Here is a 23,326-nt window from a genome sequence, read left to right as displayed (position 1 = left end):
ATACAAGTTAGCAGCAACACAAAAAAACTGACAAAAAATAAACAAATGACACAACTAAGACTTTCAGACATTTATTTAGGTGTAAATGACGGCAAAAAAGAAGCTTTATATAAACAAGACTTTGAAAAGTATTTTGTAGACTATAATAATAATTATACAGATATTTTAAAGCCGGAAAAATATATTATTCTTGGAAGAAAAGGTGCTGGAAAGACAATATTGGCAGAGTACATAAAAAAGCAATCTGAAAACAATCCGTTATGGTTTTGTGACATTAAATCTTATAAAGATTTTAGATTTCACGAATTAATTAACTTCAAAACCAATGATATTTCTCCAAATGAATATACCTCAATTTGGAGATGGATTATTTTGATAGACTTTGCAAAACTGATTATTGAAGATAACGGAATCCAAGATTTCGAAAACAAAAGAAAGCTTGAAGCATTTTTTAAAGACAATTATTATTCACTAGACATAGATGCAAAGAAAATTATAGAAATAACTAAGGGAGGAAAAATTAATGGCTCAATCCTAAAAGAAATTTTACAAGTTGGTGGCGAGTTAAATAAACAAACCAAGTTCAGTGAGAGTAGTTACTTGACTTATTTAGAAGACCTAGAAAAAGTTGTATTAAAATTACTCAACAATAGCAAAAGCAAGTATACATTAATTTATGATGAACTAGACGATAGATTTCAAAATGACGATTTTTACAAGAATTCAATAATTAGTTTGATTAAAACAACGGATTCCATAAACTGTGAGCTATTGTCAAAAAGGATAGATGCAAAAGTAAACTTATTAATTCGTTCAGATATTTTTTCAATATTAAATGATACTGACCTAAACAAGATTAAATTAACAAATACAATTAACATTAATTGGGGCGACAGAGTTAACGTTGATTCTCCTCTTGTTCATTTAGTTGTTCAAAAGGCAAAACGCTCAAACCAATTCTTAAATCAAAAATCGGATTTTGAAGTTTTTAAAACCTTATTTCCTCAAGATGTAAAAGGCGTTGAACCTGCTAGATTTGTCTTGGAAAGAACTTTGTTTAGACCTAGAGATGTTATCACTTTGCTTAATCTAATTATTGAAAAATATCCGCATTCAAGTTATTTTGGATGGAAAGGACTTTTGGAACTAAAACCAAAGTATTCAGAATATCTATTTGATGAAATTCGCAATGAAATGCTTGGACACGTTTCGCAAGACGAAATAGATTTGGGATTCAAATTACTAAAAAACTATAATCACCATTTCTTTAAATTCAAAGATTTAAAAGATTATTTTGAACGCCAACAAAAGCATTATCCAGGAATAGATTTAGAAAAAATTATGGTTTCTTTTTTTCAATTTAATGTTATTGGCAACAAGTGGTTCAATAAGTTTAAGAACAAAGAATATTATACGTGGTCTCATAGGGACACGAAAGCTGAACTTGATTTTGATAAAGTAATCGTAATTCATCTTGGACTTAGAGAACAACTATCAATGTAAATGTGCAGCTGCTAACATGCGTTTGGCAAAAAAGCGGGTTCAGTGCTTAAATGAAGATTTGTACTTCGTATAAAGCTCAGTGCTAACAGACAGTTTAGTGCTTCAAAATCCGCTTCTTCGCCAAGCGCGAGAACGTCAGGCTGTGAAAAAACCTCGTTTTTTCTTTTAAATCCCCAGGCTAGCGCAAGCGTCCCGCTTGTGCCCGTAAAGAAAAAATAGTTAAAGAAAATTTTCATATACAAATTATTTAAAAGACATGATTCCAACGTGGATAAATAATATTAGGAGTTTACCATTTTAAACATTAATTAGAGTGTAGGCACAAGCGGGACGCTTGCGCTAGCTTGAGGAGAAGACGCTCTAGTTAAGATTTAAACCCCCCGATGGCTCGGATACACATAAACGTTAGCGCAGTCCCGAAGCTTCGGGATGTATTCTGTGCGCACAAAGAGGAGCAACTTTGTGGAGTTACTTGATGAGATTGCTTCGTTCCTCGCAATGACTTACCCTTGATTACTATGATTTATGCAAATCCGTGCTATCCTCACGAAAAAGATTACTGCAAATCTGCGTGATTGGGTTCGTTCTTCGCAATGATTTGCTTGTGGGTAGTTGGGTTTAGAAAACTAAACCGATGGCTCGGGCTTGTAGATAAAACTTAGCACAGTCCCGTACCGAAATTTTGGTATCGGGATGCCTGTACACCTTTAGTGAATCAAGCAGCATAAAAAGAAAGTTGGAACTGTTTTAATGCTTACAACTTTCTTTTTTTTGTAAAAACCTTCTATAATTGTGTTTATTCCCTCTTTTTTCTTTCCTCTTTCCTCTATTTTCTTTAAAATTCCTTATTTTCGCACCTCGATTAAGAAAAGGATACAATGAGTACAAAATTTACTGAATACAAAGGACTTGACTTGCCAACAGTAGCGTCGGAAGTTCTGGATTTTTGGAAGCAAGAAAATATATTTGAAAAAAGTGTAACAACCCGCGAAGGGGCGAAACCTTATGTGTTTTTTGAAGGACCGCCTTCGGCAAATGGATTACCGGGAATTCACCACGTAATGGCGCGTGCAATCAAAGATATTTTTTGTAGATATAAAACTCAGAAAGGTTTTCAGGTAAAAAGAAAAGCTGGTTGGGATACTCATGGTTTACCGGTAGAATTAGGTACCGAAAAAGAACTTGGAATTACCAAAGAAGATATCGGGAAAACGATTTCAGTAGAAGAATATAACGAAGCCTGTAAAAAAACGGTGATGCGTTATACGGATGTATGGAATGATCTGACCGAAAAAATGGGGTATTGGGTTGATATGGAAGATCCGTATGTGACTTACAAATCCAAATATATGGAGTCGGTTTGGTGGTTGTTGAAACAAATCTACAACAAGGATTTGATGTACAAAGGCTACACGATTCAGCCGTATTCTCCAAAAGCGGGTACAGGATTGTCTTCTCACGAAGTAAATCAACCGGGTTCATACCGTGATGTGACTGATACTACGATTGTGGCTCAGTTTAAAGTCCTCACCCCAGCCCTCTCCAAAGGAGAGGGAGGTATTGAGGAAAATACTGTAGCAAAAGCATTCGGTCTAGTTTCCCCTCCTTCGGAGGGGTTAGGGGAGGATTTTTATTTCTTAGCTTGGACAACTACGCCTTGGACCTTGCCTTCAAATACGGCTTTGACTGTAGGTCCAAAAATCGATTATGTTTTAGTAAAGACTTTTAATCAATATACTTTTGAGCCAATCAATGTGATTTTGGCTAAAAACTTAGTAGGGAAACAGTTTGGGAAAACCTATTTCGCAACTGAAGAAGCCACCGATTTTGAAAACTATAAAGCCGGAGATAAAAAAATCCCGTACCAAATTGTTGCTGAAGCAAAAGGAGCTGATTTAGTAGGAATCCGTTACGAACAATTATTGCCTTGGGCATTGCCATACCAAAATCCGGAAAATGCGTTTAGAGTAATTTCGGGAGATTTCGTGACAACAGAAGATGGAACGGGAATTGTACATACGGCTCCAACTTTTGGTGCAGATGATGCTAAGGTAGCTAAAGAAGCTACGCCTGAAGTGCCGCCAATGTTAGTTTTGGATGAAAATGGTACTGCAGTTCCATTAGTAGATTTACAAGGAAAATTCACGGCTCATGTAGGTGAAGAATTTGCCGGTAAATACGTGAAAAACGAATATTATGATGCCGATCAGGCTCCGGAACGTTCGGTAGATGTGGAGATTGCTATTCGCTTAAAAGAAGAAAATAAAGCATTCAAAGTAGAGAAATACGTCCACAGTTACCCACATTGCTGGAGAACGGACAAGCCTATTTTATATTATCCTCTGGATTCCTGGTTTATTAAAATCACAGAAGTTAGAGACAGAATGTTTGACCTGAACGAATCCATCAACTGGAAGCCAAAAGCAACCGGGGAAGGACGTTTTGGAAACTGGTTGAAAAATGCCAACGACTGGAACTTATCGCGTTCCAGATATTGGGGAATTCCATTGCCAATTTGGAGAACCGATGACAAACAGGAAGAAATCCTGATAGGTTCGGTGGAAGAATTATACAACGAAATTGAAAAAGCAATTGCTGCAGGATTCCAAAAAGAAAATCCTTTTAAAGGTTTTGAAATTGGAAATATGGACGAATCTAACTATGATTTAATCGACTTACATAAAAATGTGGTGGATGGAATTACGCTAGTTTCGGCTTCTGGAAAACCAATGAAGCGTGAGGCTGATTTGATTGACGTTTGGTTTGATTCCGGAGCGATGCCTTATGCACAATGGCATTATCCTTTTGAAAACAAAGAACTAATTGACGAGAATAAATCATTCCCAGCTGATTTTATTGCCGAAGGTGTGGATCAAACCCGTGGATGGTTTTATACGTTGCATGCTATCGGAACTTTGGTTTTTGATACTATTGCGTATAAAAATGTAGTTTCTAACGGATTGGTATTGGACAAAAACGGACAAAAAATGTCGAAACGTCTGGGGAATGCCGTTGATCCATTTGAAACTTTAAAAGAATATGGTCCTGATGCTACACGCTGGTACATGATTGCCAATGCAAATCCTTGGGATAACCTGAAATTTGATATTGAAGGTGTGGCTGAGGTGAGAAGAAAGTTCTTTGGAACCCTTTATAATACTTATTCATTCTTTAGTTTGTATGCTAATATTGATGGTTTCAAATTTGATGAAGCTGAGGTGCCATTGAATGAAAGACCTGAAATTGACCGTTGGATTTTATCTGAATTACATACTTTAATCAAATTAGTGGATGAAGCTTATGCGGATTATGAGCCAACAAGAGCTGCCCGTGCCATTTCTGATTTCGTACAGGAAAATCTTAGTAACTGGTACGTTCGTTTATGCCGTCGTCGTTTCTGGAAAGGGGACTATGCACAAGATAAAATAGCGGCTTACCAAACTTTATATACTTGTTTGTTAACCGTAAGTAAACTGAGTGCTCCGATAGCTCCATTCTTTATGGACAAGCTTTACAGAGACTTAACGCAGGCAACACAAACAGAAAAATTTGATAGCGTACATTTGGCGGAATTTCCAAAATACGTTGAAAACTTTGTTGATAAATCGTTAGAGAGCAAAATGCAGAAAGCACAGACCATTTCATCACTGGTTTTATCACTGCGTAAAAAGGAAATGATTAAGGTGCGTCAACCGCTGCAAAAGGTAATGATTCCGGTACTTGACGAGAAACAAAGACTAGAAATTGAGGCGGTTTCTGACCTGATAAAAGCGGAGGTAAATGTGAAAGAAATTGAACTTTTAGACGATGCTTCGGGAGTGTTGGTAAAACAAATTAAGCCTAATTTTAAAGCACTTGGGCCACGTTTTGGAAAAGATATGGGATTGATTTCCAAAGAGATACAAGGTTTTTCTCCAGAGCAAATCAATCAGTTGGATAAAGAAGGAAGCTTAAGTATTATCATTGCAGGAAAAGACGTAACTTTATCTTTAGAGGATGTAGAGATTAGCTCTCAGGATATTGAGGGTTGGTTGGTTGCTAATTCTAATGGAATTACCGTTGCGCTTGACATTACAATCTCTGATGAGTTAAGAAAAGAAGGAATTGCAAGAGAGTTAGTAAACAGAGTTCAGAATGTTAGAAAAGATTCTGGATTTGAGGTAACAGACAAAATTAAGGTGTATTTGCAAAATAATGCTATTCTTGAAGCTGCTGTAAACGAAAATATTGAATATATCAAATCGGAAACATTAACAGAGACCTTAGTTTTTGAAGCGCAAATCGAAAGTGGCATAGAAATTGAATTTGATGAGATTAAAACTAAAATAACGATTACTAAATAATATTGATTATGGTAGATGAAGCAACACGATACTCAGACGCCGACTTGGCAGAGTTCAAAGAGATAATCCAAAAGAAAATTGAGAAAGCTCAAGCCGATTTAGATTTGATTAAAAGTGCTTACATGAATGATTTGAATAATGGTACGGATGATACATCACCAACATTCAAAGCCTTTGAAGAAGGAAGCGAGACTATGTCTAAAGAAGCCAACTCTCAATTAGCTATTCGTCAGGAGAAATTCATACGCGATTTAAAGAATGCTTTATTCCGTGTAGAGAACAAAACCTATGGGATTTGTAAAGTAACAGGTAAATTAATTGGGAAAGAAAGATTGAAAATTGTGCCTCATGCTACTATGAGTATTGAAGCAAAAAACATGCAACGATAATCAAATTTTACCATATAATATTTAACGCTCCGTAGGGAGCGTTTTTTTTGATAAAATTATTACTTTTACGCACTTAAAATTTTTAAAATGTCATTACGAAAAGCGTATCTACTTATTTTCATTGTATTATTAGTTGACCAGATTTCTAAAATATATATAAAAACCAATTTTTTATTAGGAGAAGAAGTTGAGGTTTTCAATTGGTTTAGAATTCATTTTATAGAAAATGAAGGAATGGCCTGGGGAACTCAAATTCCTGGAGCTTATGGAAAATTGTTTCTTACGTTATTTCGATTGGTTGCGGTAGGAGGAATTGGGTATTGGCTGTGGGATTCTGTAGAAAGAAAACACAGTAGTAATTATTTAGTGGTTGCCATTGCTTTAATTCTAGCAGGTGCTTTTGGAAATATTATTGACTCGGTTTTTTACGGTGTTATTTTTGACGATAGTAGTTCGCAGTTAGCTACCTTGTTTACAAGCCAGCCTTACGGCGAATATTTTCACGGTAAAGTAGTGGATATGTTTTACTTTCCGTTTTGGCATGGAAATCTACCAAGTTGGTTGCCAGTTTGGGGTGGAAGAGATTTTACTTTTTTTAATGCCATTTTTAATGTTGCGGATATAGCTATTTCAACAGGAGTTGGGATTTTGATTGTTTTCAATAAAAGAGCATTTCATCATAAAGAGGTATAGGTTTATACCAGTGCATAGAAAAAAGAGAAAGACCTATTTCGTACTGAAATAGGTCTTTCTCTTTTTTCTATTATTTATTTTGTCCTGGAGCATAACGTTTGGCACTTTTTTCACCAGTAATTTTTTTAGCTTGACCTGGAGGAAGAGACTTAGTAGTACTTGTTCTAGATCTGGTTCTAAATCCTACAGAACAATTAGATAGGGAAATAGAAAAAATACCTATTAAAGCAATTGTAATTAATCTTGAGTTTAGAATTTTTATCATAATAATGGGGCTTTGTATGCTAGGAAGTTACCGATTAATTTGAAAGGAATAAAGTTTATTTGGAGTTACACAATAATCCAATTGAACATCGGTTTCAAAAACACCTTCTATTTGTTCTTCAGCTTCAAAGAACGACAATCCTATTTTAATTACTTCGGGCTTGCATTTGCTTAAAAATTTATCATAAAAACCTTTGCCGTAACCCACACGATTTCCTTTTTTATCAAAGGCTAAAAGGGGAACAAAAACGACTTCAATTTTGTTCGAAGGAACTTCAATGCCGTCAACAGGTTCTGGTATGTTGAATTTGTTTTTTTTGATTTTAGTATTATCAGTTAAAAGGAAATGCGTCATTTCCCGAGTTTCAAAATTAGATTTTGAAATAAGAATGTTTTTGTCTTTACCCGAAAGTAAGTGCAGTATGAGCTCGGTGTCTATTTCCTGATGATTTTCAATAGCTAAAAAAACATGGAAATAGTTTTTGTCCCAAATATCGAGTTGGAGTAACTGATTGGCAATTGCTAAACTCATTTCTCCCATTTCGTTTTCAGAAAGTTGTTTTCGGAGTGCTTTGTATTTAATGCGTAATTCATTTTTGTTATTTTCCATTCACTACGTTTTTTGAAATATGATAAATAGCGTCTCCTTGATATACAATTGGAGAATGATTGACGTTGATAATATAGCCATCATTGGGTGCCTTTACTTTTCGTTCAAATTTACCAAAAGGATCAGTAATTGTGGCTAGTACAGCTCCTTTTTTGACAAAGGAATTTATGTGGATTTCATTATGCAATAGTCCTGAAGAATTGGCTCTAATCCAGGTGGATTTTTCAATACAAATGCTTTCTGTTTGTTTTTTAATGGTTTGATGTTTGGGATGAAGCATATTCAAATGCTCTAAAAAACGTTTTACACCTTCCAAGCCTTCATTTGCAATAGCGGTATTAATATCTAGTGATTTTCCGCCTTCAAAAAGCAGCATTTTCACATTGGATTTCTGACTTGCGTTTCTGAACGAGCCTGCAATATTTTTTGAATATAAAGTAAAAGGGGCATTAAAAACATCGGCTAATATTTTTAATTCGGCATTATTGGGTTCCAGTCGAATTTGCGGAGCATTAAATCTTCCAGCTCCTCCGGCATGAAAATCAATGGCATAATCTACATGCGGCATTATTTGAGTCAAAATATGATAAGCAAACTGGCTGGCAAGCGAACCTTTTTTGCTTCCTGGGAAAACCCGGTTTAAATCCCTGCCATCTGGAAATTGTCTGGACTGATTGACAAAGCCAAACATATTGACAATAGGGATGCAAATAATGGTTCCTTTTTTTGGCTTGTTGATTTTCCGTGTGATAATTTGGCGAACAATTTCGATTCCATTTATTTCATCTCCATGAATTCCGGCAGAAAACAACACTACTGGGCCGTCAATTTTAGAACGCTGGACAATTATTGGAATTTTTAACTTGGCTGAATTGTGTAGTTTAGCAATTTCCATATCGATGGTTTTGCTTTCGCCTGCTAAAATAGTTTCGCCTAGAATTGTGATGGGTTTTGTGTTTTGCATTGCCAAAATAAAAAGTTAAAAATATGTAATTATATGTTGTGAAACGTAAGTTATGAGTTGTTTTTCGTTTTAGAAAAATGTTATTTGTAAATTTGTTTGACAATAATATACAATCCGAAATCTACAATGCCAATTCCAACGCTCGAACTTCAAATTCAAACCTTACCAGATGGTCCAGGTGTTTATCAGTATTATGATAAAGAAGGCAAGATTTTATATGTAGGTAAAGCCAAAAATTTAAAAAAACGAGTTTCTTCTTATTTTAATAAAATTCACGATACAGCCAAAACGAATGTTTTAGTTAAAAAAATTGTAACCATAAAACACATTGTGGTCCCTACCGAAACTGATGCGCTTTTGCTGGAAAATAATTTAATTAAAACCCTTCAGCCACGCTACAATATCAATTTGAAAGATGATAAAAGTTATCCGTGGATTTGTATTAAAAAAGAACCTTTTTCGAGAATATTTTCTACCCGAAGAATGGTTAAAGATGGTTCGGAATATTTTGGACCTTATACCAGTTTTAAAACGGTAAATACCATTTTAGAATTGATTAAAGAATTGTATCCGCTTAGAACTTGTAATTTTGATTTAAGTGATTCCAATATAGAAAGCGGTAAATTTAAGGTTTGTTTGGAATATCATATTGGCAATTGCAAAGGACCTTGTGAAGGCTATGAATCATTAGAAGAATATCAAAGACAAGTGGATGCTATTCGGGAAATTCTGAAGGGCAATTTCAAAGAAAGTTTGAAAGATTTCAAAAAATTGATGATATCCTTAGCGCAGCAAATGCATTTTGAGGAAGCACAAAAAATAAAGGAAAAGATAGAAGTTTTAGAAAATTATCAATCACGTTCTACCATTGTAAATCCTAAAATTACCAATATTGATGTGTTTTCGATTGTTTCTGACGAAAGTGCTGCTTATGTGAATTTTTTACAAATTTCTCATGGTTCGATTATTCGTTCGCATACATTAGAAATTAAAAAGAAATTAGCTGAAACCGATGAAGAATTATTAGAATTAGCCATTGTAGAATTGAGAGAGCGATTTCAGTTATTGTCTAAAGAAGTAATTGTTCCTTTTGCTGTTGATTTAGGCGAAAATATAAAAGTTACAGTACCGCAATTGGGAGATAAAAAACAGATTTTAGAATTGTCTATTCGAAATGCTAAATTCTATCGTATTGAACAATTGAAACAATTACAAATTGTAGATCCTGACAGGCATACCAATAGAATTATGGCGCAGATGAAAAAAGATTTGCTGTTGCCTGTAGAACCAAGACATATTGAATGTTTTGATAATTCGAACATTCAGGGAACTAATCCGGTTTCGGCCTGTGTGGTTTTTAAAGATGGAAAGCCTAGCAAGAAAGATTACCGTCATTTTAACATTAAAACTGTTGAAGGACCTAATGATTTTGCTTCGATGGAAGAAGTGGTTTATCGTCGTTACAAGCGATTGTTGGATGAAGAGCAGCCTTTGCCACAATTGATTATTATTGATGGAGGGAAAGGGCAACTTTCATCGGCTTTAAAGAGTTTGGACGATTTAGGTTTGCGTGGAAAAATCAGTATTATTGGAATTGCCAAACGATTAGAAGAATTGTTTTATCCTGGGGATTCGGTTCCGTTATATTTAGATAAAAAATCAGAAACTTTAAAAGTAATTCAGCAATTGCGAAATGAAGCACATCGTTTTGGGATTACGCATCATCGGGATAAAAGAAGTAAGTCGGCTTTGAACTCTTCGATAGAATCCATTCCTGGAATTGGCGAAAAAACCATGCAAACGTTAATAAAACACTTTAAAAGTGTTAAAAGATTGAAAGAGGCTTCAGAAAAAGAAATTTCAGACGTTGTAGGAGTATCAAAAGCCAAAAAAATTACCGATTTTTACAAAACCACAACAACTTGATTTATAAATAGTAAAGTGAATATTGTTTTATGAAGAAATCCATCCTTGTATTGCTCATTTTTTTTAGTGGTTTGACGTTGTTTTCCCAGAAAAAAGATAGACCAAAAATAGGGTTGGTCTTAAGTGGTGGTGGAGCAAAAGGATTTGCTCATATTGGGGTTCTTAAGGTAATTGAAGAGGCTGGAGTTAAGATCGATTATATTGGTGGTACCAGTATGGGAGCGGTTGTTGGTGGCTTGTATGCAGCAGGCTATAATGCAGCTCAACTTGATTCAATTTTTACAGAAACTGATTTTGATGAGCTTTTAAGTGATTATATTCCAAGAGAAACCAAGAATTTTTATGAAAAAAGAAATGACGAAGTTTATGCGCTTGTTTTGCCTTTTAATAACTATAAAATAGGAATTCCTGATGCGCTTTCTAAAGGCTTGTATAATTTTAATTTATTAAGTCGAATAACCAGAAATGTTAGGCATACAAGAGATTTTAGCAAACTATCAATTCCTTTTTTGTGCATTGGTACCGATATTGAAACGGGAGAACAATTGATATTAGATAAAGGAAACTTGGCGCGAGCCATGATAGCCAGTTCTGCTTTTCCTTCATTGTTTTCACCTGTTGAATATCAAGATCGATTTATTGTTGATGGAGGGGTGGTTAATAATTATCCAATTGATGAAATTAGAAAATTAGGTGCCGATATTATTATCGGGGTGGATGTTCAGAATGATTTATTGGATAGAAAAGGACTTAATGATGCTACCAAAATTTTGGTTCAAATTACCAATCTTCATTCTATTGATAAGATGAAGGAAAATATTTTAAAAACAGATATTTACATTCGTCCGGATATTAAAGATTATGGAGTAATGTCTTTTGATAGCGGCCAAGAAATAGTAAGTAAAGGAGAAGAAGCTGCTTTTTCGGTTTTTGAACGTTTGAAACAACTAGGAGTTCAGTCTAAAAATTACAAAAAACCAAAATTAAAAAATGAAGTTGATAGTTTGTATATTGTTAATATCAATTGCAATAAGCTAAAAAACTACACGAAAGAATATATATATGGAAAGCTAAGGTTTAAACCAGATACCAAAATTAGTTATGATCAATTGAAAAAGGGAATCAATAATTTGAATGCAACAGAGAATTTTAGCGCAATAGATTATTATTTTGATGCTAATAAGGACGGTGATGATTTGAATTTGGTTTTAAAAGAAAATCCAGTAGATACCTATTTGAAATTTGGATTGCATTATGATGGTCTCTATAAAAGTGCGGTTTTAGTAAATTTAACGCACAAGAAAACCTTTTTTAAAAATGATGTTACTTCATTAGATGTTATTCTGGGAGATAATTTCAGGTATAATTTTGATTACTATGTAGAAAATGGATATAATATTAGTTTGGGTTTTAAATCTTACTTGAATCAGTTTAATCGAAATATTGAAGGACAGATTAGTAATTTAGATTTTGAAGATTTAGGAATCAATTCTCTTAATGTAGATTTGTTTGATTTTACCAATCAATTGTATTTGCAAACTATGTTTGCACAACGTTTTTTAATTGGAGCAGGATTGGAATACAAATATTTGAATATTAACTCTAAAACCTTATCCAATGCAGATCCTAAGATAGACAAAAGCGATTATGCGAGTGTTTTTGCTCGATTGGATTTTGATTCCTTAGACGATAAATTTTTTCCTAAAAAAGGTTGGTATTTTTCAGGAGATATTCATTCTTATTTGTATTCGTCTGATTATACCAAAGAGTTTGAGCCTTTTTCAATTGCTAAGGCCGATTTTGGAGTTGCTTTTAAATTGTTCAATAGAGCTTCCATGAAAATTCAATCTGAAGCCGGTTTTGCAATTGGTAATAAGAGTGTGTCTTTTTTTAATTTTATTCTGGGTGGTTTTGGTTATAATGTTTCTAATAATTTCAGTCATTTTTATGGCTATGATTTTTTAAGTATAGGGGGGAATAGTTATATAAAATCTACGTTGACTTTTGATTATGAAATTATCAAAAAGAATCATATCAATTTTGCAGCTAATTACGCTAATATAGGTGATGATATTTTTGATACTGTCGATTGGATTTCAATTCCTCAAATTTCCGGTTATGCAGTGGGATATGGTTTAGAGACAGCTATTGGTCCAATTGAAATAAAAAGAAGTTGGTCTCCAGAAACCAATAGTGGCTATACTTGGTTTAGTGTAGGATTTCCTTTTTAGGTGCAAAAAAACAAAATCATTAAAAATATAAAAGTTAAAAACAGCTGTTTTTGGTAAAATTGGCGCCGTTTTTTAGGTTAAAAAATGTTTTTAAGTGTGAAAGAAACGGTTTTTGAATTTTTAAAACAAAACTAAAATTATCACTTTAATTTTTTATCACGTCTTTTTTTATGATATGCAAAAAAAAACGGCTTTGCTTTCGAATCTTATTTTAAAATTTTGTTAAACTGAATTTTTGTTGTTGAAATCGCATTTTCTTGCCTTATCTTTGTCATATCAAAACAAGAGGGGTGGTTTCCTTTTGGTTTATATAAATTTAATAATTTATAATTTTTTGGTTGGTTAATAGCATAAAAACTCAGTCATTATTTGACTGAGTTTTTTTGTTTTAATATATTTGGAACAAAATTTGCAAATTGAATCAATAAAACAATTCTAGTAAATTATGAAAAAGATTATACTACTCTTATTATTGATTTTAACCGTAAGTTTTGATTCACAATCTAAAGATGCATTTGATGTAGGCGAGTGGTTTAAATTTCGTATCCATTACGGATTTGTAAACGCCGGATATGCTACTCTCGAAGTAAAAGATGCTGTTGTAAATAATAAAAAAGTTTTTCATGTTGTAGGGAAGGGGTATACCACAGGTGTTTCTCGTTTTTTTTTCAAGGTAGAAGATCTTTATGAGAGCTATATAGACAAGGAATCGGGAAATCCATATCAATTTGTTAGAAAGATAAACGAAGGTGGATATACTAAAAATCAAGAAGGTTTTTTTAATCAGGCATCAAATAGGGTTACTGTGAAAGACTATAAAAAGAAAACTGAAAAAACCTTTGTCATTTCTAAAAATACCCAAGACATATTGTCTACTTTTTATTACTTGCGAAATTATCCTACAATAGACAAAATCAAGCCAGGAGAGTCTGTTGAAATTGACATGTTTTTTGATGATGAAACCACAAAATTTAAGTTAAAGTTTATGGGTCGTGAGGATATTACAACTAAATTTGGGGTCGTGTCTGCAATGATTTTTAGACCATTAGTACAATCAGGGCGAGTATTTAAAGAGCAGGAGAGCTTAACGGTTTGGGTTTCAGATGATGATAACAGATTGCCAATACGCATTAAGGCAGAATTAGCGGTCGGATCGCTTAAAGCCGATTTGGAAGCTTTCAAAGGATTGAAAGGTCCGTTTAAAATTAAGAAGTAATGAATGTTAATGAGAATACAGCAAGTATTTTAAAAGAAATAGAACAAAAATACGAGTCCATCAGTCAAAAAACGGAAACACAACTTGAAGGTTTGCTTTGGTCAAAACCCACTAATTATTGGGATTATATCCAAACGGATGCTTTGTTGAATTTACAAATTCAAAGAACAGTGCTTCCTGATGAAATGGTCTTTATTCTCTACCACCAGATTAATGAATTAATATTCAAAATGATTCTTTGGGAAATGAATCAGATTTCCTATTCAGAAAACATTACAGCAGCTTTTTTTACCGATAGATTATCGCGCATTAGTCGTTATTTTGATATGCTTACTGCTTCCTTTACTATTATGGAAAATGGTATGGATGTAGATCAATATATGAAATTTAGAAATACGCTTACTCCAGCCAGTGGTTTTCAAAGTGCACAATACCGTTTGATTGAATTTTGTACTACTGATTTAGTTAATTTGATTGATAGTCGTTTTAGAAAATCGTTTGATAATACTATTTCTAATGAAAATGCGTTTGAAATTCTGTATTGGCAAGCAGCAGGAAAAGATTATCATACTGGGAAAAAATCCTATACCTTAGAAGTTTTTGAACAAAAATACAAAGCTACATTCCTAGATTATATGGAAACGTATAAGCCTATAAATATTTGGCAAAAATACAAGCAACTTCCGGCTCAAAATCAAGAAGATGCCGCTTTGAAAGCAGCCATGCGTCATTTAGATTATACTGTAAATATTACTTGGGTTATGCAGCATTTAAATGTAGCTATTAAGTATATTGATCAAAGTGGAATGGGTGATGGTGAGGCTACAGGAGGAAGTGATTGGCGTAAATACATGCATCCAAAATATCAGAAAAGAATATTTTTTCCTGAATTATGGAGCGAAAATGAATTAGCAAATTGGGGACAAGAACAATAAAATAATAATTAGTAGAATTGAATAAATAGATAGAGTTTGAAATACGTTTTAACATTTATAATTGCATTAACATTAGTAGTATCCTGTAAACAATCGGATAAAGAAACGGTAAAGAAAAAAGTCGTAAAAAAAGTAATTCCAAAAAAAGATAATTCTGATTTTGGATTTAATTTTTCCGACTATAATGTGGTTCAGGATACCGTTAAAAAAGGAGATACTTTTGGGACAATTATAAGTAAACAAAATATTGGCGACCGTAAAATTTATGAGATTGTAAACAGTATTAAAGATACTTTTGATGTGCGTGTTATTAGACCTAATAAGGCATACACCATGTTACGTTCTAAGGATAAAACTAATAAGCTTCAGGTTTTTGTCTATCAACCCAATGATTTAATGTATTATATTTTTGACATGCGTGATTCGGTAGTTGTTGCGCACAAAAAAGTAAGACCGGTTACCTATAAACGAAAAGTAATTACAGGTGTTTTAAAAGGTTCTTTGTCGGAAACGCTGGAAAGATCAGGTGTTTCGCCAAATTTAGCCAACCAAATGACAAAAATTTATTCTTGGTCTATAGATTTTTTTAAATTAAAAAAAGGAGATCGTTTTGGTATTATTTTTAATGAACGATTCATCAACGATACTATTTATAATGGTATTAGTAATATAGAAGGATCATTTTTTGAGTACAAAGGTAAAATTATGTATGCCTTTCCTTTTGCACAAAATCAAACAAGCGGAAAAATAGATTATTATGATGAAGAAGGGAAAACGATGAAAAATCTTTTTCTGAAATCTCCCATCAAATTTAGTCGAATTACGTCTAGATTTACTATGCGAAGATATCATCCGGTGCAGCATAAATGGAAAGCACATAAAGGGACAGATTATGCAGCTCCTACAGGAACACCTATTATGACTACGGCTGCAGGTGTAGTAGAAAGAACAGGTTATACGGCAGGTAATGGAAATTATGTAAAAGTAAAACATAATGGAACTTATTCGACTCAGTATCTACATATGTCAAAAATATTAGTAAGACGCGGACAGCATGTTAATCAAGGAGATGTTATTGGTAGAGTAGGAAGTACAGGTTTGGCTACTGGTCCTCATGTGTGTTATCGCTTTTGGAAAAATGGAGTGCAAGTGGATGCGTTAGGATTGAAACTGCCTACAGGAACCCCGATGGAAAGTGTTAATAAAGCGCGATTCTTGAAGAAAATTGAACCTTTAAAAAGAGAATTGGATAGTATAGGGAATTTGTAAATCGATTTATAAAATTTTAAAAGAGAAGTAATTTTTAGGATTAGCTTCTCTTTTTTTATGTGAGAAACTGACTAAAGATACTCTTTATACTTGTATTCCATTCGAGAATTTCAACTAATTTCAGTATTTTTACGACCAAATCTAAAAACTAAAAAACAAAAACATAAATGGCTTTAAGTACTCTAAACCCAACACAAACTGCTTCTTGGAAGAAGTTGGAAAAACATTTTGGAGAATTGAAAAATGTTTCCATGCAAGAAATGTTTAAACAAGATAATTCCAGAGCAGAGAAATTTAGTATTCTTTGGAATGATTTTTTAATTGACTATTCTAAAAATATTGTCAATCAAGAAACGATAGCGTTATTGCTTGAATTGGCAAATGAAATGGGGCTTAAGGATGGAATTGAAGATTATTTTGGAGGAGGAATAATCAACCAAACAGAAAATAGAGCAGTGCTTCATACAGCATTAAGAGCTAAGGAATCGGCTGTGATTAATGTAAACGGTATAAATGTTATTCCTGAAGTTTATGAAGTAAAAACTAAGATTAAAAACTTTACTAATGAAGTTACTTCTGGCAAAAGAACCGGTTATACAGGGAAAGCTTTTACAGATGTGGTTAATATAGGTATTGGTGGTTCTGATTTAGGGCCAGCTATGGTTGTAGAAGCCTTACAATATTATAAGAATCATTTGAATGTTCATTTTGTTTCAAATGTAGATGGAGATCATGTTAATGAAGTAATTAAAAAGTTAAATCCAGAAACGACTCTTTTTGTTATTGTATCTAAAACTTTTACTACTCAAGAAACCTTGACAAATTCAGAAACCATTAGAAAATGGTTCTTGCAATCGGCTGCTCAGGAAGATGTAGCAAAGCATTTTGTGGCTGTTTCTACTAATTTGCAAAAAGTAACTGAATTTGGAATTAATCCTGATAATGTATTCCCAATGTGGGACTGGGTTGGGGGTCGTTTTTCTCTTTGGAGTGCAGTAGGTTTGTCTATAAGTTTAGCCGTAGGTTTTGATCATTTTGAGGAATTATTAAATGGAGCTAACGAAATGGATGAACATTTTAAAACGGCTGATTTTGATAAAAACATACCTGTTGTTTTAGCTTTATTGAGTGTTTGGTATAATAATTTCTTTGGAGCTGAGAGCGAAGCCTTAATTCCATATACACAATATTTGCAAAAATTAGCTCCTTATTTACAACAAGGAACAATGGAAAGTAATGGGAAAAGTGTTGGTCGTGACGGAAAAGAAGTCGATTATCAAACTGGAACAATTATTTGGGGAGAGCCAGGAACCAATGCGCAACACGCTTTTTTTCAGTTAATCCACCAAGGAACAAAATTAATTCCAACTGATTTTATTGGTTATGTTCAGCCTTTGTATGGAGATAACAATCATCACGATAAATTGATGTCTAATTTTTTTGCACAAACAGAAGCTTTGCTGAACGGGAAAGATGAAACTAAAGTTCAGGCCGAATTTGATAAACAAGGATTATCTGCCGAAGCGGCTCAATTTCTTTTACCATTTAAAGTATTTGCAGGAAACAAACCTACCAATACTTTCTTGATTCAAAAATTAACGCCTAAATCTTTAGGTTCGTTAATTTCTTTGTATGAGCATAAAATATTCGTTCAAGGATTTATTTGGAATATTTTTAGTTACGACCAATGGGGAGTAGAACTTGGAAAACAATTAGCCAATTCTATCTTAGATGAAATCAATTCGAATGAAGTAAAAAATCATGATAGTTCTACGGCTTCATTATTGGGACATTTTTTAAGAAATAAATAACATTTGACTTGTTTTGTTTAAGCTTCTGATTTTCAGTAGTTGTTAAAAAAAATATGGTTTCTAAGCCTTAAAAACCTCATTTGCTTTTAGTATTTTGAGGTTTTTTTTATAGCTTTTTTGTTTATATTTGTTAAAAAAAATATCGAAAAACATGTATACATTTATTCAAAAGTTTCATTCAGGTTGGGCTTATTTAGCACTTTTATTATTAGTGGTTGCGGTAGTTAATGCTTTTATAGGTATGGCTTCAAAAAAAGAGTTTACAGCCACAGACAGAAAAATTGCAATTTTTGGATTAATTGGAACACATACCCAATTGTTAATTGGTTTGATTTTGTACTTTGTTTCACCTCTTGGGTTTGGTTCATTAGGACAAATGTCAGACAAAATGTTACGATTAACTTCCTTAGAGCATCCACTGATTAATATTATTGCGATTACTTTGATTACTATTGGATGGTCAAAACATAAAAAATTAACCACGAGCGAATCAAAATTTAAAACGTTTTCTATTTTTTACGGATTAGGATTGTTACTTATACTAAGTAGAATACCTTGGTCGTTATGGTTTTAATAAAAACTTAAAAAGTCCTTATTAGGACTTTTTTTATCTAGGTATAGTTTTTGTTTTAAAATAGATTCGAACTAAAAAGTTAATATGAAAAAATCAATAACACTTCTTTTTTTATTTGTTGCTGTAGTTTTTACAAATGCTCAAAATAAGATTTCAGATAATCAAAAAACAGCAACTAAATTACCAACTCAAAAAAGTACCGAACCTAAAGATTCTATATTAAGAAAATATCCATTTGTAGTTGATAAAAAAGGCGTTGTAACAGATACTCTTTTTGGTGAAGCTATTGGAAAGTTAAAGGTCTATAAAAAGAGTGTTCATGCTTCCTATTATGCAGATAAATTTAATGGCAGAAGAACAACAAGTGGGGTAAAATTTAATAATAGAGATTATACGGCAGCACATAAAAAACTCCCTTTTGGGACAAAGTTGAGAATTACTAATGAAGCTAATGGAAAATCAGTAATGGTAGAAGTTACAGATAGAGGTCCTTTTGTAAAATCAAGAGAAATAGATTTGACTAAAAGGGCTTTTATGGAAATTGCCTCCAATAAAGGATCTGGTTCGATGATTGTAACTATAGAGGAAGTTATTCCTTAAATTACCAGTTTTTAAAAGGATTTTTGCTTAAATACGAATTGTAATAGCGTTTGTCGTTTGTTACTTCTTCGCCAAGCCAGTTGGGTTTTTCAAACGATTCTGTTTCTGATTGAAGTTCAATTTCGGCCATTTCTAAACCTTCGTTTTCTCCATAAAATTCGTCTACCTCATAAATGTGATTGCCTATTTTTACTTCAAAACGGGTTTTGTCAATTACTCCTTTTTCGCAAAGTAACAATAGATTTTTTGCTTCTTCTACGGCTATTTCTTTTTCCCATTCAAAACGTGTCATGCCTGATGCATTTGAGCTTCCTTTGATGGTTAAATAGGCTTTGTCTTCTTTTATTCGAACACGAACAGTACGCTCTGGAACAGAACTTAAATAACCTTGAATAATGCGTTTTTTAGACAAAGCTATAGCTTTGTAAGCGTCAGATGTAACTAAAAATTTTCTTTCTATTTCTAACATTTTGAATGTAAAATTATGGGTCTAAAGATATGTTATTCCTTTATAATTTTAAATGTTTGAGGTGAATCGGTATTGAAAATTTTTAGAATATAAAAACCAGAGTTTAATATAGAAACATCGATGGTGCCATCATTACTATTTCCGTTTAAGATAGGATTAGATTCGAAGTCATAAAAAGCATAATCAAATTTTTGATATTCGTAATTTTTAATGGATATTGTTGTTTTAGCTGGATTTGGAAACACGTATGCTTTTCTAGTTTTTATCATTTCAGGCTGTGGAATATTATTGCAGGCACTTTCTATTAGAGCATCTAAATCATTTTCATCAAATGTCAAATTGTATTTAAGTTCTTTGGCTTTTTCAAATAATTCGCAAGCAGCATCATATTTTTTTTGGTCTAGATAAATAATTCCTAGGTTTTTGATAGCGTATGAATTGTTTTTATTTCTTTCTAAGGCTTCTTTTAAATCTGAGATTCCTTTTTCGGATTCACCTAGTTTATGATATAATAATCCTCTGGTGGTTCTTAAATCTCTTCCGTAATAACCTAAAGAACCTTTTATGATAACATCCTCTTTTTCAAAAGCTAAATTAATATTGTACATAGCTTTTTCATAATCTCCCATGTCTGAGTACAACTTAGCAATCCCCCATCTGGCGTGAGGGTGATCTTTTCTTTCTGCTAGGATTTTCTTCATATAATAAAGTGCTAAATCATTTGATTTTCTGTTTTGTAAATAATTAGCAAAATTATATAGAATTCGATAGTCGTTAGGAGCTGCAGTCATAGCTTTATAGAAGTAGTTCAAGGCAAAATTCTCCATTTCAAAATTGCTATAACTATTAGCAAGTAAATCATAAAGTAGGCTTTTGAATTTTGCTTTTTTATCTGCAAGGGTATCAACTGTAGTTGTTTTTTTAGCTATGTTATCTATTGCTTTTTCAACTCTTCTAAAATCTTCAATGGCTAAAGTTATATTGCCAAGACGATACCTGTAGTTGGCTCTTTTATAAAGATCACTAATAGTGGTTGCATTATAATTAGTTTTAGTGTTTAATTCGTTTAATTTTTCAAGAGTTGTTTTTACGATTGTTTCGCTAACTTTGTTAAAAGGTAATTTGTGGTCGGTTCTACTAATTAGCCGTCCATGTGAAAAGTTCCAAGTAACTAATTTTTCACCCATTTCATTATATTGATAGCAATTGGAATTTTTGAATCCTTTTTCGTCATAATAAAATATTTCTTGTATGTTACCATTGCGATAGTAGGTTTTAAGACTGTCTAATTTTTTATCAGCTCCTTTCCATATTTCAATTGAAGGAATATTGTCTCTATAAAAAAATTTAGTAAGATTATAGTTTGTATTGCTGTTTTGACTCCATCCTAAAATTGAGAAAAGTAAAAGACTAGAAAGTATTTTTATATTCATAACTATGTTTTTATGACGAAATGATTTTACGATGCTAAAAAAAGATTTATAAATGTAAGATATTTACATGAATTATGATGCGTTAATTTGTATAATTTTGTTGCATGTCCGAAATGAATCCAAATAGAAAAATCATACACATCGATATGGATGCTTTTTTTGCTTCTGTGGAGCAAATGGACAATCCTGAACTTCGTGGAAAACCTATTGCTGTAGGCGGTTCAGAAAATAGGGGAGTTGTTGCTGCAGCGAGTTATGAAGCTAGGGAATTTGGAGTTCGTTCGGCAATTAGTGGGGTATTAGCTAAGAAAAATTGTCCAGAACTTATTTTTGTAAAACCCCGTTTTGAGCGTTATAAAGAAATTTCGAATCAAATTCATAAAATTTTTCGCGATTATACCGATTTGATTGAGCCGTTGTCATTGGATGAAGCTTATCTTGATGTAACGCAAAATAAAAAAGGAAATCCCAGTGCTAGTTTGTTAGCGCAAGAAATCCGTAATAGAATATTTAATGAAGTAGGTTTAACAGCTTCGGCGGGTATTTCTATTAATAAATTTGTTGCTAAAATTGCTAGTGATTATAATAAACCAAACGGACAAAAAACGGTTACTCCCGACGAAGTGATTCCGTTTCTGGAAAATTTACCTATTCGAAAATTTTACGGAGTTGGAAAAGTGACTACCGAGAAAATGTACCAATTGGGTATTTTTACGGGATTAGAGTTAAAAAGTAAATCTTTGGAATTTCTGGAATTGCATTTCGGAAAAGCAGGTCTTTTTTACTATCATGTGGTGCGCGGTATTCATAATAGTGAAGTTAAATCAAGTCGCATTGCAAAATCAGTTGCTGCAGAACATACTTTTGAGGTTAATCTTTCCTCAGAAATTTTTATGCTGGAACAATTAGAATTGATAGCAAATAGTTTAGAAAGAAGGCTTAAAAAACATAATGTCTCTGGGAAAACAGTGACTTTAAAGATAAAATATAGTGATTTTACACAGCAAACTCGAAGTAAAACCTTGCCGTATTTTATAGCAGATAAAGGATTGATACTGGAAACCGTAAAAGAATTATTGTTTCAAGAACGAATGAAAGATTCTGTTAGATTACTCGGAATTGCAATGAGTAATTTAAATACCGAAGTAAAAAAATCAGTTGTTGCAGTACAGTTGAAATTTGCTTTTTAAGTACTAAAAAACCCTTCTTTGTGAGAAGGGTTTGTGTTTTTTTAAATTATTTTCTACTTGAAAGCTTTGAAAGTAATCTCAAGAACTCGATATACAACCAAACAAGAGTTATCATTAATCCCATTGCACCAAACCATTCCATGTATTTTGGCATTCTTTGTTGAACGCCTTGTTCGATACGATCAAAATCTAGGAATAGATTTAAGGCCGCAATTACAATTACAAAAACGCTAATGCCAATGCTTACCATTGAGTTTCCATAATGAACCGGTTGATAGCTTGTAAATAACGAAAATAACCAAGAAATAAGATAGTATGTTGCAATTGCTAAAGTTGCTGCAACGACTACTGATTTAAATTGTTCTGTTACTTTTACAATTTGGTATTTATATAGTCCTAGACAAACAGCAAAGGTTACAAAAGTAGCTCCTACAGCTTCCATTACAATTCCAGGGTATTGAACTTCAAAAATAGCCGAAACGCCACCGATAAACAAACCTTCAAATAAGGCGTATCCAGGTGCTAAATAACCAGAGTATTGTGGTTTGAATGCAGAAATGACAACTAATATTAATCCCATAATAGCTCCGCCAATAGCAGGTAGTATTGGGTTCATTCCATTAAAAGTCAACCACCAAATTACCATTGCTGATGCAGTAAGCAGTAAGAATAATAAGAGGGTTTTGTTGATAGTTCCTGAAAGTGTCATTTCTTGGTCGTAGCCAATAACAGTTGCTTCATGAACTCGTTCTGCTCTTGAAGTAGCAGAGAAACTTTTATTGTTCAAAAACGGATTTTTTGATCTAAAATTCATATTAAATACATTTTATGTTAGCCAAATATAAATGATATTTTATTATTTAGCTGTTTAATTCTTCTTAATTTTTTCTCTATTATTTTTAGAAT

The 23,326-nt window shown here is 32.9% G+C and carries 19 protein-coding genes; 13 read left to right on the top strand and 6 right to left on the bottom strand.

What is annotated here, in order from left to right; genetic code table 11:
• Positions 1–45: 45 nt before the first annotated feature.
• From AC4FRF_RS02635 to AC4FRF_RS02620, 4 genes are all read left to right on the top strand, one after another.
• The gene (locus AC4FRF_RS02635) at positions 46–1,503 is read left to right on the top strand and encodes a P-loop ATPase, Sll1717 family (RefSeq protein ID WP_491157896.1); all 1,458 of its coding nucleotides are present in this window, start codon (positions 46–48) and stop codon (positions 1,501–1,503) included.
• 878 nt (positions 1,504–2,381) lie between these two features.
• Positions 2,382–5,846 carry an isoleucine--tRNA ligase gene (ileS, locus tag AC4FRF_RS02630; RefSeq protein WP_491157895.1) on the top strand — a complete coding sequence of 1,155 codons (3,465 nt, stop codon included), beginning with the start codon at positions 2,382–2,384 and terminating at the stop codon, positions 5,844–5,846.
• An 8-nt stretch (positions 5,847–5,854) separates the two neighbouring features.
• Positions 5,855–6,235, top strand: coding sequence for a TraR/DksA family transcriptional regulator (locus AC4FRF_RS02625; protein ID WP_491157894.1), 381 nt, complete (start codon positions 5,855–5,857; stop codon positions 6,233–6,235).
• 87 nt (positions 6,236–6,322) lie between these two features.
• The gene (locus AC4FRF_RS02620; protein ID WP_491157893.1) at positions 6,323–6,928 is read left to right on the top strand and encodes a lipoprotein signal peptidase; all 606 of its coding nucleotides are present in this window, start codon (positions 6,323–6,325) and stop codon (positions 6,926–6,928) included.
• A gap of 70 nt (positions 6,929–6,998) precedes the next feature.
• Here AC4FRF_RS02620 and AC4FRF_RS02615 read toward each other — a convergent pair whose 3' ends face one another.
• Genes AC4FRF_RS02615 through AC4FRF_RS02605 form a run of 3 tightly spaced genes read right to left on the bottom strand, consistent with a single transcriptional unit; the run spans position 6,999 to position 8,766 of the window.
• Complete coding sequence (locus AC4FRF_RS02615) at positions 6,999–7,193, bottom strand: hypothetical protein (protein WP_491157892.1); 195 nt, start codon at positions 7,191–7,193, stop codon at positions 6,999–7,001.
• Positions 7,194–7,220: 27 nt separating this feature from the next.
• Positions 7,221–7,802, bottom strand: a complete 582-nt coding sequence (locus tag AC4FRF_RS02610; protein WP_491157891.1) for a 5-formyltetrahydrofolate cyclo-ligase — start codon at positions 7,800–7,802, stop codon at positions 7,221–7,223.
• Positions 7,792–8,766, bottom strand: coding sequence for a succinylglutamate desuccinylase/aspartoacylase family protein (locus tag AC4FRF_RS02605; protein WP_491157890.1), 975 nt, complete (start codon positions 8,764–8,766; stop codon positions 7,792–7,794). Before AC4FRF_RS02605 ends, AC4FRF_RS02610 begins: the two co-directional genes overlap by 11 nt.
• 126 nt (positions 8,767–8,892) lie before the next feature.
• Here AC4FRF_RS02605 and uvrC point away from each other — a divergent pair, with 126 nt between their 5' ends.
• The 8 genes from uvrC (at position 8,893) to AC4FRF_RS02565 (ending at position 19,328) form a co-directional block, all read left to right on the top strand.
• Positions 8,893–10,692 carry an excinuclease ABC subunit UvrC gene (gene uvrC / locus AC4FRF_RS02600; RefSeq protein ID WP_491157889.1) on the top strand — a complete coding sequence of 600 codons (1,800 nt, stop codon included), beginning with the start codon at positions 8,893–8,895 and terminating at the stop codon, positions 10,690–10,692.
• A gap of 29 nt (positions 10,693–10,721) precedes the next feature.
• Entirely contained in the window at positions 10,722–12,923 is a 2,202-nt protein-coding gene (locus AC4FRF_RS02595) for a patatin-like phospholipase family protein (RefSeq protein WP_491157888.1), read from the top strand.
• Positions 12,924–13,368: 445 nt separating this feature from the next.
• Positions 13,369–14,139, top strand: coding sequence for a DUF3108 domain-containing protein (locus tag AC4FRF_RS02590; protein WP_491157887.1), 771 nt, complete (start codon positions 13,369–13,371; stop codon positions 14,137–14,139).
• Positions 14,139–15,074 (top strand): tryptophan 2,3-dioxygenase family protein, encoded by a 936-nt coding sequence (locus AC4FRF_RS02585; protein WP_491157886.1) that lies wholly within the window; start codon positions 14,139–14,141, stop codon positions 15,072–15,074. The genes AC4FRF_RS02590 and AC4FRF_RS02585 overlap by 1 nt, the downstream gene beginning before the upstream one ends.
• A gap of 36 nt (positions 15,075–15,110) precedes the next feature.
• On the top strand, positions 15,111–16,343 hold the full coding sequence (locus tag AC4FRF_RS02580) for a peptidoglycan DD-metalloendopeptidase family protein (RefSeq protein ID WP_491157885.1): 1,233 nt from the start codon (positions 15,111–15,113) through the stop codon (positions 16,341–16,343).
• A 167-nt stretch (positions 16,344–16,510) separates the two neighbouring features.
• On the top strand, positions 16,511–18,154 hold the full coding sequence (gene pgi / locus AC4FRF_RS02575; protein ID WP_491157884.1) for a glucose-6-phosphate isomerase: 1,644 nt from the start codon (positions 16,511–16,513) through the stop codon (positions 18,152–18,154).
• A gap of 151 nt (positions 18,155–18,305) precedes the next feature.
• Entirely contained in the window at positions 18,306–18,728 is a 423-nt protein-coding gene (locus AC4FRF_RS02570; RefSeq protein WP_491157883.1) for a hypothetical protein, read from the top strand.
• A gap of 84 nt (positions 18,729–18,812) precedes the next feature.
• Entirely contained in the window at positions 18,813–19,328 is a 516-nt protein-coding gene (locus AC4FRF_RS02565) for a septal ring lytic transglycosylase RlpA family protein (RefSeq protein WP_491157882.1), read from the top strand.
• A 1-nt stretch (position 19,329) separates the two neighbouring features.
• Here the strand turns inward: AC4FRF_RS02565 and AC4FRF_RS02560 are convergent, their stop codons facing one another.
• Positions 19,330–19,797 (bottom strand): CYTH domain-containing protein, encoded by a 468-nt coding sequence (locus AC4FRF_RS02560; protein WP_491157881.1) that lies wholly within the window; start codon positions 19,795–19,797, stop codon positions 19,330–19,332.
• A gap of 32 nt (positions 19,798–19,829) precedes the next feature.
• The gene (locus AC4FRF_RS02555) at positions 19,830–21,230 is read right to left on the bottom strand and encodes a tetratricopeptide repeat protein (RefSeq protein ID WP_491157880.1); all 1,401 of its coding nucleotides are present in this window, start codon (positions 21,228–21,230) and stop codon (positions 19,830–19,832) included.
• Between the two features lie 104 nt (positions 21,231–21,334).
• On the opposite strand from AC4FRF_RS02555, the gene dinB reads away from it, so the two are divergent.
• Positions 21,335–22,420: a DNA polymerase IV gene (dinB, locus tag AC4FRF_RS02550; protein ID WP_491157879.1), complete on the top strand. Its 1,086-nt coding sequence runs from the start codon at positions 21,335–21,337 to the stop codon at positions 22,418–22,420.
• A gap of 46 nt (positions 22,421–22,466) precedes the next feature.
• Here the strand turns inward: dinB and AC4FRF_RS02545 are convergent, their stop codons facing one another.
• Positions 22,467–23,234, bottom strand: coding sequence for a Bax inhibitor-1/YccA family protein (locus AC4FRF_RS02545; protein ID WP_491157878.1), 768 nt, complete (start codon positions 23,232–23,234; stop codon positions 22,467–22,469).
• Positions 23,235–23,326 lie beyond the last annotated feature (92 nt).

This window comes from Flavobacterium sp. ST-158 (assembly GCF_058309975.1).
This window is presented reverse-complemented; position numbering and strand designations above follow the sequence as displayed.